Raw genomic sequence first — 14,799 nt, forward strand, 5'->3', positions numbered from 1 at the left:
GGGGCCGTCCCCGTCGGACGGCCGCCCGGGCCCGGCGACGGCGGGTCACCCCGCCCCGGCGGCGTCCTGCTCGTCGTGCAGGTGCACCACCGGCAGCGCGGCGAGCGTGCCCGGGGTCATCGCGTGGGCGACGCCGAGCACGTCGTTCTGCGCCTTCGTCATCCGCGCGTCGACCAGCCCGGACAGCGCGTAGGCGACCCGGCCGAGCAGCCGCACGGTGGTCTCGTCGACCAGCGGGCGCGGCGTCGAGACGACGGCGATCCCGCGCGGGGTCCCGTCGTTGGACTGGGCCACGCCGATCGAGTAGGACTCGCGCGGGTTGACGTGCCGCGACGCGTAGTGGTCGCGCAGCGTCGAGACCATGTCGTGGAAGCCGCTCACGTCCCCCTCGAGCTCCAGTGAGGCCAGGTCCTCGCGGGTCAGTACCTTCGTGCGCCCGGAGAAGCAGCGGACGTAGCCGACCACCGCCCCCGTCCACAACGCCTCGACCAGCGCGGGGTCGGCGTCCACCCGGACCGGCCCGGACTCGGGCCCGCCCAGCGCGGTCACCAGGTGCTCGCAGCAGCGCAGCACGTACTGCAGATCGTCGAAGACGGCGGCGAGCTGGGCCAGCTCCCCGGACTCCGGGACGTCGATCCGCCGGACGGTGCCGGGTGCCTCGTGCGTGTCGGTCATCGTCGACCTCACCTCCACCCCGCGACGCTATCCCGAGTGGCGCTGCTCACGGTGTCGCGATCTGAGACGCCCTGCTACCTTCACCGGCGAAGGTCACGAGTTCCAGCGCGAAGCCCCGGCTCGCTGGGCGGCAACCCTCCTCCGCGGTGGGGTGCCCCGGGTGATGACCGGGCCGCCGCGATCCCGTGGGCGGCAAGCGCGGATCCGGGCCGAGTGCCGGGTCCCCGAGATCCCGCCGGAGGCCGGATCATGACCCTCGCCCTGTCGCGCCCCGTCCAGCACGCGCTGCCCCGCGTCGTCGGGGCGGAGCTGACCGTCCCGCTCGTCGACGGCGGGTGGGTCCGCTACTGCGACCTCGACTCCGCGGCCTCCGCACCGGCGCTGGAGCCGGTCGCCGCGCACGTCGCGCAGGTGCTGCCGTACCACGGCAGCGTGCACCGCGGCGCCGGCTGGACCTCGAAGGTCTGCACCGCGCTCGTCGAGAACGCCCGCGCCGACGTCGCCCGCTTCGTCCGCGCCCGCGGCGGCGACACGGTCGTGTTCACCCGCAACACCACCGACGCGCTCGGCCTGCTCGCCCGCGCCGTCCCCGGCCCGGTGGTGACCCTGGACCTGGAGCACCACGCGACGCTGCTGGCCTGGCGCGGCCGCGAGCACCGCGTGGTGCGCGCCGCGACGACGGTGGCCGGCACCCTCGACGCGCTGCGCGCCGAGCTGGCCGCCCGTCCGGACGCCGCGCTCGTCGCCGTCACGGGGGCGTCGAACGTGACCGGCGAGCTGCTGCCGGTCGCCGAGATCGCCGCGATCGCGCACGCCGCGGGCGCCCGGCTGTGCGTCGACGCCGCCCAGCTGGCCCCGCACCGCCGCGTCGACCTGGCCGGCTGGGACGCCGACTACGTCGCGCTGTCCGGGCACAAGCTGTACGCGCCGTGGGGCGCCGGGGCGCTGGTCGGGCGCCGCGACTGGCTCGACGCGGCCGAGCCGCACGTCGCGGGCGGGGGAGCGGTCCGGTCGGTGGCCGTGCACGACGGCGCCACCGCCACCGCGTGGCTGCCCGCGCCGCAGCGGCACGAGGGCGGCACCCCGAACGTGCTCGGCGCCGCCGCGCTGGGTGCCGCCTGCCGCGTCCTCGACGAGCTGGTCGACGACGCCGTCCCGGCGCACGAGCGCGCGCTCGCGGCCCGGCTGCACGCCGGTCTGGCGACGGTGCCGGGCCTGCGCGTGCTGTCGTGCTTCGACGACGCGGCCGACCGCACCGCGACGGTGTCGTTCACGCTGGGGGAGCTGCCCGCGGGGCTCGTCGCGGCGGCGCTGTCGGCCGAGCACGGCATCGGCGTGCGCGACGGCCGGTTCTGCGCCCACCCGCTGCTGGAGCGGCTCACCGGCGGGCGTGACGCCGTCCGGGCCTCGCTCGGGCTGCGCACCACCACCGACGACGTCGACCGCCTCGTCACGGCGCTGCACGCGCTCGCACGGCGCGGACCCGGCTGGACCTACGCCCTGGTCGACGGCCGCTGGGCGCCCACGCCCGACCCGCGTCCGGCCGACCCGTTCGCCCGCGGCGCCGAGCCCGCCGCCGTGCCCGGCTGCGGGGACTGAGACGGGTCAGGCGGCCGAGCAGCGCCCGCAGACGCCGAAGATCTCCAGGGTGTGGGACACCTCGGTGAAGCCGTGCTTCTGCGCGACCGACTCGGTCCACGACTCGACGGCCGGGCCCTCGATCTCGACGGCGGCGCCGCACCGGCGGCACACCAGGTGATGGTGGTGGTGCTCGGTCTCGCAGCGCCGGTAGACGGCCTCGCCGGACGCGGTCCGCAGTACGTCGACCTCGCCGCCGTCGGCGAGGGTCTGCAGGGTGCGGTAGACCGTGGTCAGCCCGATTCCCTCACCGCCGCGGCGCAGCTCCTCGTGGATCTCCTGCGCGGAGCGGAAGTCCTCCAGCCGGTCCAGCAGCGCGGTCACCGCGGCCCGCTGCCGGGTGGCGCGGATGCCTCGCGGCCCGGCGGTGGACCGCTCGGCCGTCGTCTCGGTCACGTCTCCTCCTCCACGTGGGCCACGGCGTCCACGACGATGTGCGCCAGGTGGTCGTCCACCAGCGAGTACAGCACCTCACGGCCCTTGCGTTCGCCCTCGACCACCCCGGCGGCCTTCAGCACCCGCAGGTGCTGGCTGATCAGCGGCTGGGTGACACCGAGTGCGTCGACGAGATCGTGCACGCACCGCGAGTGTTCCAGCAGCTGCAGCACGATCGCGATCCGGACCGGTGCCGCCAGCGCCCGCAGCAGGTCCCCGGCGGCGGCGAGGGTGCGGGGGTCGCGGGTGGGGCCCGGCTCGGGCGCGGGCGGGTGGTCGTCGGCCCCGTGCCGGTCGCTCCCCTGCGCGTGCGTGGTCTGAGCTGCGGCAGACATCTGGTTGACCGTCCCGTCCCCCGGGGGCGGCGGCCACACCCCCCGGCGCTGCTGTGCCGTGCCGGCCGCTCCCGACATGGTAGGCGTGTTCGTTATCGTCGCCGCGTGCTGCTGGTCTGCCGGTTCCGCGTGTCCCCCTCCGACGCCGACGCGTTCACCGCCCGCGCCGCCCGCGCGCTGGAGCTGCTCGCCGCGCGTCCCGGCTGTCGCGGGGGCGAGGCGGGCCGCGCGATCGAGGACGCGGGGCAGTGGGTGCTGACCGTCCGGTTCGACTCCGTCGACGCCTACCGCCGCGCCCTGGGGCCCTTCGAGATCCGCGAGCACGTGCACCCCCTGCTGGCCGAGGCCGACACCACGGTGGAGCAGACCCACGAGACCCTCCTGTCCGCCGCCCCCGGCGCCGCCGCGGTGCACCACCCGAGCCTGCTGGCCGGGGGCCCGGTGGGCGGCGACGGGGGATCGGTGGCGGGTCGGTAATCTGGGGCACCCCCGGTGTCCGGGGGTCGTTCCGTTCCACGTCCCTGGAGTACCGCAGTGGCCAGCAAGCCCACCTCCGCCAAGATCGAGACCATCGTCGCGCTGACCAAGCGGCGCGGATTCGTCTTCGCCTCCGGTGAGATCTACGGCGGTACCCGGTCGGCGTGGGACTACGGGCCCCTCGGCGTCGAGCTGAAGGACAACATCAAGCGCCAGTGGTGGAAGACCATGGTGACCGGCCGCGACGACGTCGTCGGCCTGGACTCCTCGGTCATCCTGCCCCGCCAGACCTGGGTCGCGTCCGGGCACGTCAACGCGTTCACCGACCCGCTGGTCGAGTGCACCTCGTGCCACAAGCGCTACCGCGCCGACCAGCTGGCCGAGGAGTTCGCCGAGCGCAAGGGCCGCGACCCGGAGCAGGCCGACCCGAACGACCTGTCCGAGGTGCCCTGCCCGAACTGCGGCACCCGCGGCCAGTTCACCGCGCCGCGCGAGTTCAACATGATGCTGAAGACGTTCCTCGGGCCGGTGGAGTCCGAGGAGGGCATGGCCTACCTGCGCCCGGAGACCGCGCAGGGCATCTTCGTCAACTTCCTCAACGTGCAGACGACCTCGCGCAAGAAGCCGCCGTTCGGCATCGGCCAGATCGGCAAGAGCTTCCGCAACGAGATCACCCCGGGCAACTTCATCTTCCGGACCCGCGAGTTCGAGCAGATGGAGATGGAGTACTTCGTCGAGCCCGGCAGCGACGAGGAGATCCACCAGTACTGGATCGACGAGCGCACCCGCTGGTACACCGACCTGGGCATCGACCCGGAGAACCTGCGCCAGTACGAGCACCCCAAGGAGAAGCTCTCCCACTACTCGAAGCGCACCGTCGACATCGAGTACCGGTTCAACTTCACCGGCCAGGAGTGGGGCGAGCTCGAGGGCATCGCGAACCGGACCGACTTCGACCTGACCACGCACTCGAACCACTCGGGCGTGGACCTGTCGTTCTACGACCAGGCCAGCGACACCCGCTACAAGCCCTACGTCATCGAGCCCGCCGCCGGAGTCGGTCGCTCGATGATGGCCTTCCTCATCGAGGCCTACACCGAGGACGAGGCGCCCAACGCCAAGGGCGGCGTCGACAAGCGCGTCGTGCTGAAGCTCGACCGCCGGCTCGCGCCGGTCAAGGCCGCGGTGCTGCCGCTGTCGCGCAACGCCGACCTGTCGCCGAAGGCGCGCGACCTCGCGGCGCAGCTGCGCCGGAACTGGAACGTCGACTTCGACGACGCAGGCGCCATCGGCCGCCGCTACCGCCGCCAGGACGAGATCGGCACGCCGTTCTGCATCACCGTCGACTTCGACACCCTCACCGACCAGGCCGTGACCATCCGCGAGCGCGACACGATGGCCCAGGAGCGCGTCGCCCTGGACCAGGTCGAGACCTACCTCGCGACCCGCCTGCTCGGCTGCTGAGCCGCTCCGGCACGTGACGCGGCGCCCCGCCCGGGACCCCCGGGCGGGGCGCCGGTCGTCTCAGGGCCGGTAGGCGAGCAGCTGCACGCCCAGCTCGGTCTCGGTCCGGCGCAGCTCCTCGAGCTGGTCGTCGGACAGCGCCGCGTACGGCGACTCGGGCCGGTAGGCCACGAGCGGCCCGCCGATGCGGGACTCCAGCTGCTGGAGCTTCGCCAGCGCGGCCTCGTCGAGGTCGGCGGGACGCAGCGTCGGAGCGGACATGACAACCTCCGGGAGTGGACGGGAGGCGGCCAGTCTGGTGCCGCCCCGGGCCGGGCGCCGCTCGGGTACCCGGTCCGGGGGAGGACTTACACCGGTTCGGGCAGCAGCCGTTCGACGAGCTCGGACAGCGTGACGATGCCGACCGGGGCGCCGTCGTCACCGGCGACGAGTGCCAGGTGGGCGCGCTCGTCGCGCATCGTGTTGACCGCCGCGTGGTACGGGGTGTCCGCGGGCAGCGTCAGCACGGGCCGCATGACGTCGCGGGCCCGGGTGGCGGGCTCGCGGGTCATCGTGTCGCGCACGTGCACGTACCCGACGGGGTCCGCGCCGTCGCGCACGAGCAGCCGCAGGTGCCCGGTCCGGCGCGCGGTGTCCTGCACGGCGGCCACGTCGTCGTCCGCGGCGACCGCCGACGGCTCGTGGGCCAGCTCGCGCACCGGGGTGCGCTCCAGCTCCAGCGCGGCGACCAGCTGGTCACGGCGCTGCTGGTCCAGGTCCCCGGAGCGCGCCGAGAAGTCGACCAGCTCCCGCAGGTCCTCGGCGTTGCGGCCGGAGGCCATCTCGTCCACCGGCTCGACCCCGCACAGCCGCAGGCAGCGGTTGGCGGCGCCGTTGAGCAGCAGCAGCAGCGGCCGGGCGACGATCATGAACGCCCGCATCGGGATGGCCAGCATGATCGCCGACCGCTCCGGGTGCGAGATCGCCCAGGACTTCGGCGCCATCTCGCCCACGACCAGGTGCAGGAACGTGACGACGATCAGCGACACCACGAAGGACAGGACGCCGGCGACTCCGGCGGGCAGCCCCCAGTCCAGCAGCACCGGGTTCAGGGCATAGTCCACGGCGGGCTTGGTGATCGCGCCCAGGCCGAGCACGCACAGCGTGATGCCCAGCTGGGAGCCGGCGAGCAGCAGCGAGATGTCCTTCGCGCTGCGCAGCGCGGCCCGCGCCGACGCCGAGGTCTGCGCGGCCTCCTCGAGCCGGTAGTTGCGGGCGGCGACGAGGGCGAACTCGACCGCGACGAAGAACGCGCTCAGCGCGACGAGCGCGACCGACGCGATGATCTCGAACGCGCTCACGCGCGCACCTCCTGGTCCTGGTCGGCGTCGGCGGCGGCCCACAGCAGGTGGACCGCGGACGGCACGCGGCGGTCGACCTCCCGGACGGTGAGCCGCAGGGTGCGGGCCTCGTCGTCCGGGTCGTCGCCGGGGATGACGACCGACACCGCGTCGCCGGTCCGGGGCAGGCGCTGCAGCTCGGCCATCACCAGGCCGCCGACGGTCTGGTAGTCGCCCTCGGGCAGCTCGGCGTCGATGAGCCGGCCGACCTCGTCGACGTGCCGGTCGCCGGGGACGACCCAGCCGTCGTCGGACTGGCGGGCCTGGTCGGTCCCGGCCTGGTCGTGCTCGTCGGTGATCTCCCCGACGAGCTCCTCGGCGATGTCCTCGACGGTGATGACGCCGGCGAGGCCGCCGTACTCGTCGAGCACGCAGGCGAGCTCCTCGTCCTCCTCGCGCAGCCGGGCGAGGACCTGAGGCAGCGGCAGCGACGACGGCACGAGCACCGGGCTGCGCATCAGCTCGGACACGCGCACGTCGGCGAAGGTCCGCCCGTCGAGCCGCTCGGCCAGCGCCAGCACGTCCTTCAGGCAGACGACGCCGACCAGCTCCAGGGCGGTGTCGGGGTCCGCGGCGTCCGGCGGGACGCCCAGCACCGGGTAGCGCGAGTGCGCCGCGGCCATCTGCCCGATCAGGCTCTCGACGGTCGCGTCGTCGCGCACCCAGGACACGCGCGGGCGCGGGATCATCGCCGCCCGCGCGGTGCGGTCGGTGAAGTCCACGGCGCGGTCCAGCAGGGTCGCCAGCTCCGGCGCCAGGTCCCCGGAGTCCTTCGAGTCGTCGATGATCGCCTCGAGGTCGCGCGGGGTGGCCGAGTGCTCGACGTCGTGCACCGGCTCGATCCGCAGCGCCTTGAGCAGCGCGTTCGAGGCGGCGTCGAAGATCCGGATGATCCAGCCGAACAGGGCCAGGTAGGTCTTCGTCGACAGCGCCAGCCAGCGCGCGACCGGCTCCGGCCGGGCGATGGCCAGGTTCTTCGGGAACAGCTCGCCGAAGACCATCTGCACGACGGTGGCGAACAGCAGCGCGATCGCGGTGCCGACCGCGATGCCGACACCGCTCGGCACGTCCACCAGGCCGAGCAGCTCGCCGATGCCGTTGCCGATCAGCGGCTCGGCGACGTAACCGACCAGCAGGCCGGTGACGGTGATGCCGAGCTGGGCGCCGGAGAGCATGAACGACGTGCGGCGGGTGATGTCGAGGGCGCGGGCCGCGCCGGCGTCGCCGTCGGCCGCGCGTGCCTTGAGGCGGGACCGGTCCACGGCCATGTAGCCGAACTCCTGGGCCACGAAGTAGCCGGTCAGGGCGGTGATCACGAGGACCACCAGGATGCCCAGGCCGATACCGAGGATCGTGCCGATCACCGGAGCGTCACCGCCCGGGTCTCGGGTCCGGCCGGTGCGGTCACGGCGCGGACGGGGACGGGGGCGGTGCGGGGTCGCCGACCGTCACGGGGACGGACGGCGCGCGGACTGCAGGTGGGGTCCATGACTCCTGACTCGCGGTCTGATGGGCGTTCGAGGGTTCCAACGCGTGCCGGAATCGTACGGTTCCCCGCCGGGTGCGTCGCCCCGGTCACGGTGTGATGCCCCGAACGGCGGTACCGGTGTGCGGCGCAACGAGGGGGTGCCGGTCGTCCGGGTCGTGGCGGCCACACCGTCCACGTTGTCGGTGAGCGTCGCTACCCTGGCGACCGTGACCACCTCCGCGACCTCCCCAGCGGCCCGGCGACCGGCCGATCCCCGTCGTGACCTGGGTGCGGCCCTGCGCCGGTGGGCGGGTGCCGGTGCCGGCACCGGCATCGTGCGGGTGCTCGACCGGCACGGCTTCGGCTCCGTCGAGTCCGGTCAGCTGGTCGCCGCCACCACGACCGGCGAGGTGGCCGGCGAGCTCTACCTCGGCGCCCTGGACGACGCGGCGCACCCGCTGGCGGTGCAGGCCGCGTCCGGCACCGCGGCCGTGCGGGAGGCCCACGTCGCCGAGACCCCGGCCCTCGCCGCCGGCCTGGCCTGCGCCGGTGGCGCGACGCTGCACGCCCACCCGCTGGCCGCCGCGGCCGCGGCCGCGCTGGGCGAGGCGCTGGAGGCGGGGCGCCCGGCGGCCCTGCTGGCGGTCGTCGACGGCGGCGCGGCCCTGGTGCTCACCGGCCCCGGGCTGGAGCGGGAGCACGGTGACCTCGGACCGGCCACCGCGGCCGCCGCCGAGCAGGCCCGCGCGCTGCTGCGCCGCGGCGCCACCGCGACCGAGCAGATCGAGGTCGACGGCGTCCGGGTGCTGGTGGACGTGCTGGTCCCGGTCCCGTCGGTGCTGGTGGTCGGCGAGGGCGCGCTCGGCGCCGCGCTGCACGCCCAGGCCGGGCTGCTCGGCTGGACCGCGCGCACCGTCACCACCCTGCCGGACGCCCGCTCCGCCGTCGCGGACTTCACCGACGCCGACGTGTTGGTCCTGCTCGACCACGACCCCGGCTTCGACGAGGTGCTGCGCGAGGGACTGGCCCACGGGCGCGGCTTCCTCGGCGCGCTGGGCTCGCGGCGCACCCAGGCCGCGCGCCGCGAGCGGCTGCTCGCCGCCGGGGTGACCGAGGCCGACCTGGAGCAGGTGCACGGCCCGGTCGGGCTCGACCTCGGCGCCCGCACCCCGGCCGAGACGGCGGTGTCGATCGTCGCGCAGGTCGTCGCGCTGCGGGCCGGGCGCTCGGCCTCGGCGCTGGCCGCCTCGACCGGGCGGATCGGCGGATGAGCGCCCCCTCCTCGCGGCGCGGCCTCGGCGGCGCCCCGCCCGCCCCGCGCGCCCCGTCGCCGGGGCGGACCGTGCGCCGTCCGGTGCGCACCGGGATGACCTGGGGGGCCCGGCTGGTCGTCGGCGGCCTGGTCATGCTCGTCGCGGTCGTCGGCGTCACGGCGCTGCGCGTCTGGCAGGTCGCCCGGGTCGACGACCAGCGGCCCAGCGACGCGGTCGTCGTGCTCGGCGCCGCCCAGTACAACGGCGAGCCCAGCGCGGTGCTGGCCGCCCGGCTCAAGCACGCCGAGCAGCTCTGGCGCGACGGGGTGGCCCCGCGGATCGTCACCGTCGGCGGCGGCCGGACCGGGGACCGCTACACCGAGGCCGAGGCCAGCCGCGACTGGCTGGTCGAGCAGGGGGTGCCCGCCTCGGCGGTGGAGGCCGTCCCGCGCGGTGCCGACACCCTCGGCAGCCTGGAGGCGGTCGCGGCGACCGCGCAGGAGCAGGGCTGGTCCTCGGCGCTGCTCGTCTCCGACCCGTGGCACAGCCTGCGGGCACGCACGATGGCCCGCGACGCCGGGCTGTCCGCGTGGACCTCGCCGACCCGCAGCGGGCCGATCGTGCAGACCCGGGAGACGCAGCTGCGCTACATCTACCGCGAGACCGGCGCCCTGCTGTTCTACGAGCTGACCCACGCCTCGGTCGACACCGCGAGCTCCGGTCTGGGATGAGCACCCTGGAGCTCCCCGGCACCGGGTACACCGCCGCCGACGCCGAGCGCCGCCACCCCGAGGCCCCGAAGGGGTCCGGGCTGGGGGAGCGCGGACGCGTCGAGCGGCGCAGCCCCTACTCGCGCGACCGGGCGCGGGTCCTGCACTCCGCGGCGCTGCGCCGCCTCGCCGGCAAGACCCAGGTCGTCGGCCCGGGGGAGGGCGCGGAGGTCAGCGGCATCCCGCGGACCCGGCTGACCCACTCGCTGGAGGTCGCGCAGATCGGGCGCGGGATCGCCGAGGAGCTGGGCCTGGACCCCGACGTCGTCGACGCCGCCGGGCTGGCCCACGACATCGGCCACCCGCCGTTCGGGCACAACGGCGAGCGCGCCCTCGACGTCGCGGGGGCCGAGTGCGGCGGGTTCGAGGGCAACGCCCAGACACTGCGCATCCTCACCCGCCTGGAGCCGAAGGCCCGCTCCGGCGACGGCCGCGGCCCCGGCGGGCTCAACCTCACCCGGGCGACGCTCGACGCCGCCACCAAGTACCCCTGGCCGCGCCGCGGCGCCGAGCGCAAGTTCGGCGCCTACGCCGACGACCTGCCCGCGCTGGAGTGGGTGCGTGCGGGCGCGCGGCCGGGGGTGCGCAGCATGGAGGCCCAGGTCATGGACTGGGCCGACGACGTCGCCTACTCGGTGCACGACGTCGAGGACGCCGTGCTGGCCGGCCGGATGGACCTGGCCGTGCTGTCGTCGCCGGGGGAGCGGGCGGCGCTCGCGACGGAGGCGGCGCTGCGCTTCGGCGCGGACGAGGGGGCCTGCGCCGAGGCCGCCGCCCGGCTCGACGCGCTGCCCGTGGTGCGGGCGGTGCGCGGCTTCGACGTCCGCACCGCCGCCGGGGACGACCTGGTCGCGATGAAGCGGATGACCTCCGAGCTGGTCGGGCGCTTCGCCCTGGCCGCCACCGACGCCACCCTCGACGCGTACGGCGACGCCCCGCTCGCCCGCCACCGCGCCGACCTCGTCGTGCCGGGCGGCGCGGCCGCCGAGGTCGTGGTGCTCAAGGCGCTCGCCACCCGCTACGTGATGAGTGACCCGCGACGCCTGGCGATGCAGTCCGGCCAGCGCGACCTGCTCCACGACCTGGTCGCCGCGTTGTGCGCGCGGGGCCCCGGCGCGCTGGACCCGGCGCGCGCGGAGGACTGGGCCGCCGCGCCCGACGACCGGGCCCGGCTGCGGGTCGTGCTCGACCAGGTCGCCTCGCTCACCGACGCGGCGGCGCACGCCTGGCACCGGTCCCTCTGCCGCGACTGACCCGGACGTGACGGCCGTCACTCCCCGTGGCTGTCACGTCGGAGGCCGCCGCCCCGTCCACCCGGTGACCACGTCGTCGAGACACCGGAGGTCACCGTGCCCCGCATCCCCGCCGTCCCACCCGCCCGCGCCGGCCGGGCGGGCCGCCTCGCCTACCGCGTCCTGCGCCGCCGGTTCGGGGCGGTCCCCGAGCCGTTCGCCGTCGAGCGCCACCACCGCGGCCTGTTCTGGGCGTCGCTGGTCGCCGAGATCGCCTGGGAGCGCGCCGCGACCCGGCTGCCCGCCTCCGTGCGCGAGCTCGCCGTGTACCGGACCGCGACCGTCGTCGGCTGCTCCTGGTGCGTCGACTTCGGCGCGATGCTGCAGCGGCTGTCCGGGCTCGACGTCGAGCGGCTGACCCGGATCGACGAGTACGCGAGCAGCCCGTCGTTCTCCGCGCCCGAGCGGCTGGCGCTGGCCTACGCCGACGCCGTGACCGCGCAGCCGATGACCGTGACCGACGAGCAGGTCGCGGCACTGCGGGCCGAGTTCGGCGACGCGGGCCTGGTCGAGCTGACCCGGATGATCGCCGTGGAGAACATGCGGGCCCGCTCCAACCACGCCCTCGGCGTCACCGACCAGGGCTTCGCCGCGGCCTGCGCGGTGGGTCAGCGGCCCAGCCGCGACGGGTCGAGCATCGCGTAGATCCCGACGACGACCCCGTCCCGCACGGTGAGAGCGGTGGCCGACGCGGGGCGGGCGCCGGGCCCGGGCACGACCCACCCCGGCGCCCCGTTGACCGCGACGGGGGAGCCGGCGAGCAGGTCGCCCTCGCGCAGGAGCCCCAGCAGCAGCCGGGTGACCTTCTCCGCGCCGCGGACCGGGCGTCGCGCCGCCCGGACGACGCCGCCGCCGTCGGAGAGGAACTCGACGTCGGGGCCGAGGGTGGCGGCGACGGCGACCGGGTCGCCGGTGGCCAGCGCCGCGGCGAACCGCTCGAGGGCCGCGGCCGCCTCGGCCGGGGGCACCGGCGGGGGCGCCGGTGCGCGGTCGATCTCGCGCCGTGCCCGCGACGCGTGCTGGCGCGCCGCCGCCTCGCTGCAGCCCAGCACGGCGGCGATCTCGGCGAAGGGCAGGTCCAGCGCCTCGTGCAGCACGAACGCCACCCGCCGCGCCGGGGTGAGCCGCTCGAGCACCAGCAGGGCCGCGGTCCGCACGTCGTCGGCCCGCAGCACCGCGTCCAGCGCGGGGTCGGCCCCGGCGACGACCGGGTCGGGCAGCCACGGACCGACGTGGCGCTCGCGGCGTGCCGCGGCGGACCGCAGCCGGTCCAGGCAGAGCCGCGCGACCGTCGTCGTCAGCCAGGCGCGCAGGTCGCGGACCTCGCCGGCGTCGCTGCGCGCCAGGCGCAGCCAGGCCTCCTGCACGGCGTCCTCGGCGTCGGCGAGGCTGCCGGTGATCCGGTACCCGACCCCGACCAGGTGCGCGCGATGGCGCTCGAAGGGCTCGGCGGGATCGGGCACCGGGGCACCCTAGCGGGGTCAGCGCAGGGTGATCGCGGGCTTCGCGGCGTCGGCGTCGGTGGTGACCGCGCGGCCCGGGCAGCTCCCGAGCACCCGGTCGATCGCGTCGCGCTCGGCGGCGGTGACCCACAGCCTGTACTTCTTCTTCACCGCCACCTGCCGCGCGACGTAGGCGCAGCGGTAGCGGCTGTCGGGCGGCAGCCAGGTCGCGGCGTCGCCGTCGCTCTTGCGGCCGTTGGTCGGCCCGTCGACGGCGATGAGGTTCAGCGGGTCGTTCCCGATCCGCTCGCGGGTGGCCGCGTCGAGCTGCTGGGCGCCCTTCTGCCAGGCGTCCGACAGGGCGACGACGTGGTCGATCTGCACCTTCTCGCTGGTGCCCTGCCCGCGGGTGAACGCGATCGTCGTCCCGGTGTAGGTGTCGCGCAGCGATCCCGTCAGCACGACGCAGTTGCGGGTGCCCGCCTTGAACGTCTCGCGGTCCATGTCCCGGGCGAGGACCTGGTTGCGCTGGTCGCAGCCGTCGCGGTCGATGTCGGCCCAGGTGCGGCCGAACTGGTCGCGGGCGTAGCCGGTCTTCGGGGCGCGGCCCTTGACCGGCAGCGTCCGCAGCGTCGTCGCCGCGCTGCCCGTGGCCGCCGCCTCCGCCCCGGGCGCGACGGGCCCGCCGACCTCACCGGGCGAGCCCGCCGCCACCGCACCGACGTCGACGACGCCGCTGTCGAGGGCCGCGTCCAGCACGTCCACGAACGATCCGGGGGTTCCGCACCCCGCCAGCACCAGAACGGCCGCCATCAGCCCGGCGACCCGCACACCTCGAACACGCACCCCCTGATGTTCGCGAATGCGAACGTCGGATCCGTGGCGGACACGCCGCGTGTTCGTCACTCAGGGTGAAGGGTCTTGCCAGCGGGCTCCCAGCCCGTTCACAGGGTCGGGGCGCACGGTGGGCTCATGGTCACGCTCACCCACGTCGCGTCCGCCACGGCCGGGGCAGCCGGCGTCACCCTGGGGTTGCTGGTGCTCGTCCTGGTCGCGGCCGCCCCGTGGCTGGCGCGGCACGCCCAGGACGGCCTGCCCCGCCCCGCCCACGCCGCGCCGTCGCGGGGTGAGGCTCCCGCCACCCCCGCTTGCCGGGGTCGTTAGCACTGCGTTGAAGTGGGTGCGTGACCTCCTCGCGTCGGCTCGTCCCCGTGCTGGCCCTGCTGTTCGTCCCGCTCTGGGCCTCGGGCTTCATCGCGGGCAAGATCGCGACCGGTTACATGGACGTGCCCGCGGTGCTGCTGTGGCGGTTCGTGATCGCGCTGGTCGTGATGCTCGTGGCGGCCGCGGTGCTGCGCCCCGGGCTCCCGCGCGGGCGGGCCTGGGCCCACCTGGCCGTCACCGCGCTGCTGCTGCAGGTCGGGCAGTTCACCTTCGTCTACAGCGGGCTGGCCTCGGGCGTGCCCGCCGGGCTGTCGAGCCTGATCCTCGGGATGGCGCCGCTGCTGGTCGGACTGCTGACCCCGCTGCTGCTGTCCACCCGGCTCGGCGCCGGGCCGGTGCTGGGCCTGCTGATCGGCGCCGCCGGCGTCTACGTCGTGCTCGCCGACGATCTGGGCGGCGGGCTCGGCGGCACCGTCGCGTTCCCGGTGCTCGGCATGGTGTCGCTGGCGGCCGGCACGCTCTACCAGAAGCGCTTCAACGACGACACGCCCGTCGTCACCAGCGTGGTCGTCCAGATGGCGACGTCGCTGGTCGCGACGCTGGCGGCCTGGCCGCTGCTCGGCGCGGACTGGCTGCCCCGCGCGGCCGGCGGCTGGCTCGCCGTCGGCTGGCTGGGGATCTTCAACTCCGCGGGCGCGTTCGTGCTGATGTTCCTGCTGCTGCGCCTGCGGTCGACGGTCTTCGTCTCCTCGCTGCTCAACCTCGTCCCGGCGACGACGGCGCTGGGCGCGGTCCCGGTGCTCGGCGAGCCGCTGACCGCGCAGGCGGTGCTGGGGCTCGGGATCGCGCTGGTCGGGATGTTCGTCGGCCTCGGCCGGGTGCCCGGGCTGCGCCGCCGCGGGGTGGTCGTCGACGCCGCCGACCTCGGTGACGGCGCCGCCGGCCCCGCACCCGCCGCGCGCCGGGAGCGGGCAGCGCCGGGCGTCGCCGACCGCGACGCCTAGACT

At 75.6% G+C, this 14,799-nt stretch carries 17 protein-coding genes and 1 riboswitch; of the genes, 9 read left to right on the forward strand and 8 right to left on the reverse strand.

From position 1 onward, the window contains the following. Positions 1–45 precede the first annotated feature (45 nt). Entirely contained in the window at positions 46–675 is a 630-nt protein-coding gene (locus WJX68_RS10460; RefSeq protein ID WP_340288811.1) for a hypothetical protein, read from the reverse strand. Between the two features lie 91 nt (positions 676–766). Continuing rightward, a riboswitch (SAM riboswitch) is annotated at positions 767–880 on the forward strand. Positions 881–924: 44 nt separating this feature from the next. Between WJX68_RS10460 and WJX68_RS10465 the strand changes: the two genes are divergently transcribed. Beyond that, positions 925–2,274, forward strand: a complete 1,350-nt coding sequence (locus WJX68_RS10465) for an aminotransferase class V-fold PLP-dependent enzyme (protein WP_340288814.1) — start codon at positions 925–927, stop codon at positions 2,272–2,274. A 6-nt stretch (positions 2,275–2,280) separates the two neighbouring features. Here WJX68_RS10465 and WJX68_RS10470 read toward each other — a convergent pair whose 3' ends face one another. Both WJX68_RS10470 and WJX68_RS10475 read right to left on the reverse strand, forming a co-directional pair. Next, positions 2,281–2,709 (reverse strand): Fur family transcriptional regulator, encoded by a 429-nt coding sequence (locus WJX68_RS10470; RefSeq protein ID WP_340288817.1) that lies wholly within the window; start codon positions 2,707–2,709, stop codon positions 2,281–2,283. Then, positions 2,706–3,083, reverse strand: a complete 378-nt coding sequence (locus WJX68_RS10475; protein ID WP_340288820.1) for an ArsR/SmtB family transcription factor — start codon at positions 3,081–3,083, stop codon at positions 2,706–2,708. The genes WJX68_RS10470 and WJX68_RS10475 overlap by 4 nt, the downstream gene beginning before the upstream one ends. Positions 3,084–3,188: 105 nt before the next feature. Between WJX68_RS10475 and WJX68_RS10480 the strand changes: the two genes are divergently transcribed. Together WJX68_RS10480 and WJX68_RS10485 are read left to right on the forward strand one after the other, a co-directional pair. Then, positions 3,189–3,560 (forward strand): antibiotic biosynthesis monooxygenase, encoded by a 372-nt coding sequence (locus WJX68_RS10480; protein WP_340288823.1) that lies wholly within the window; start codon positions 3,189–3,191, stop codon positions 3,558–3,560. Positions 3,561–3,617: 57 nt separating this feature from the next. Further along, the gene (locus tag WJX68_RS10485) at positions 3,618–5,024 is read left to right on the forward strand and encodes a glycine--tRNA ligase (RefSeq protein WP_340288826.1); all 1,407 of its coding nucleotides are present in this window, start codon (positions 3,618–3,620) and stop codon (positions 5,022–5,024) included. 60 nt (positions 5,025–5,084) lie between these two features. On the opposite strand, the gene WJX68_RS10490 is transcribed toward WJX68_RS10485, so the two are convergent. The 3 genes from WJX68_RS10490 to WJX68_RS10500 all read right to left on the reverse strand — a co-directional run bounded on the left by WJX68_RS10490 (position 5,085) and on the right by WJX68_RS10500 (position 7,767). Next, a complete protein-coding gene (locus WJX68_RS10490) occupies positions 5,085–5,285 on the reverse strand; it encodes a hypothetical protein (protein WP_340288829.1) in 201 nt (66 codons plus the stop codon). An 86-nt stretch (positions 5,286–5,371) separates the two neighbouring features. Further along, entirely contained in the window at positions 5,372–6,364 is a 993-nt protein-coding gene (locus WJX68_RS10495) for a CNNM domain-containing protein (protein WP_340288832.1), read from the reverse strand. Then, positions 6,361–7,767, reverse strand: a complete 1,407-nt coding sequence (locus WJX68_RS10500) for a hemolysin family protein (RefSeq protein WP_340288835.1) — start codon at positions 7,765–7,767, stop codon at positions 6,361–6,363. The genes WJX68_RS10495 and WJX68_RS10500 overlap by 4 nt, the downstream gene beginning before the upstream one ends. A gap of 331 nt (positions 7,768–8,098) precedes the next feature. Between WJX68_RS10500 and WJX68_RS10505 the strand changes: the two genes are divergently transcribed. The 4 genes from WJX68_RS10505 (at position 8,099) to WJX68_RS10520 (ending at position 11,831) form a co-directional block, all read left to right on the forward strand. Next, a complete protein-coding gene (locus tag WJX68_RS10505) occupies positions 8,099–9,142 on the forward strand; it encodes an XdhC family protein (protein ID WP_340288838.1) in 1,044 nt (347 codons plus the stop codon). Positions 9,143–9,237: 95 nt separating this feature from the next. Next, positions 9,238–9,855: a YdcF family protein gene (locus WJX68_RS10510; protein WP_340289290.1), complete on the forward strand. Its 618-nt coding sequence runs from the start codon at positions 9,238–9,240 to the stop codon at positions 9,853–9,855. Next, positions 9,852–11,147 (forward strand): deoxyguanosinetriphosphate triphosphohydrolase, encoded by a 1,296-nt coding sequence (locus WJX68_RS10515; RefSeq protein WP_340288840.1) that lies wholly within the window; start codon positions 9,852–9,854, stop codon positions 11,145–11,147. The genes WJX68_RS10510 and WJX68_RS10515 overlap by 4 nt, the downstream gene beginning before the upstream one ends. Positions 11,148–11,243: 96 nt before the next feature. Further along, on the forward strand, positions 11,244–11,831 hold the full coding sequence (locus WJX68_RS10520) for a carboxymuconolactone decarboxylase family protein (RefSeq protein ID WP_340288843.1): 588 nt from the start codon (positions 11,244–11,246) through the stop codon (positions 11,829–11,831). On the opposite strand, the gene sigJ is transcribed toward WJX68_RS10520, so the two are convergent. Together sigJ and WJX68_RS10530 are read right to left on the reverse strand one after the other, a co-directional pair. Further along, the gene (sigJ, locus tag WJX68_RS10525) at positions 11,795–12,649 is read right to left on the reverse strand and encodes an RNA polymerase sigma factor SigJ (protein ID WP_340288846.1); all 855 of its coding nucleotides are present in this window, start codon (positions 12,647–12,649) and stop codon (positions 11,795–11,797) included. The genes WJX68_RS10520 and sigJ overlap by 37 nt on opposite strands. An 18-nt stretch (positions 12,650–12,667) precedes the next feature. Further along, positions 12,668–13,474, reverse strand: a complete 807-nt coding sequence (locus WJX68_RS10530; protein ID WP_340288849.1) for an HNH endonuclease family protein — start codon at positions 13,472–13,474, stop codon at positions 12,668–12,670. Between the two features lie 126 nt (positions 13,475–13,600). Between WJX68_RS10530 and WJX68_RS10535 the strand changes: the two genes are divergently transcribed. Then, complete coding sequence (locus WJX68_RS10535) at positions 13,601–13,792, forward strand: hypothetical protein (protein WP_340288852.1); 192 nt, start codon at positions 13,601–13,603, stop codon at positions 13,790–13,792. 20 nt (positions 13,793–13,812) lie between these two features. After that, on the forward strand, positions 13,813–14,796 hold the full coding sequence (locus WJX68_RS10540) for a DMT family transporter (RefSeq protein WP_340288855.1): 984 nt from the start codon (positions 13,813–13,815) through the stop codon (positions 14,794–14,796). Positions 14,797–14,799 lie beyond the last annotated feature (3 nt).

Origin of the sequence: Pseudonocardia spirodelae, assembly GCF_037727765.1 — a bacterium.
GTDB lineage: Bacteria > Actinomycetota > Actinomycetes > Mycobacteriales > Pseudonocardiaceae > Pseudonocardia > Pseudonocardia spirodelae.

Bases quoted from the DNA above. Each gene is read 5' to 3' on its own strand.
- WJX68_RS10460 (WP_340288811.1), bottom strand. From the start codon at position 675: ATGACCGACACGCACGAGGCACCCGGCACCGTCCGGCGGATCGACGTC.
- WJX68_RS10465 (WP_340288814.1), top strand. From the start codon at position 925: ATGACCCTCGCCCTGTCGCGCCCCGTCCAGCACGCGCTGCCCCGCGTC.
- WJX68_RS10475 (WP_340288820.1), bottom strand. From the start codon at position 3,083: ATGTCTGCCGCAGCTCAGACCACGCACGCGCAGGGGAGCGACCGGCAC.
- WJX68_RS10490 (WP_340288829.1), bottom strand. From the start codon at position 5,285: ATGTCCGCTCCGACGCTGCGTCCCGCCGACCTCGACGAGGCCGCGCTG.
- WJX68_RS10510 (WP_340289290.1), top strand. From the start codon at position 9,238: ATGACCTGGGGGGCCCGGCTGGTCGTCGGCGGCCTGGTCATGCTCGTC.
- WJX68_RS10515 (WP_340288840.1), top strand. From the start codon at position 9,852: ATGAGCACCCTGGAGCTCCCCGGCACCGGGTACACCGCCGCCGACGCC.
- WJX68_RS10535 (WP_340288852.1), top strand. From the start codon at position 13,601: ATGGTCACGCTCACCCACGTCGCGTCCGCCACGGCCGGGGCAGCCGGC.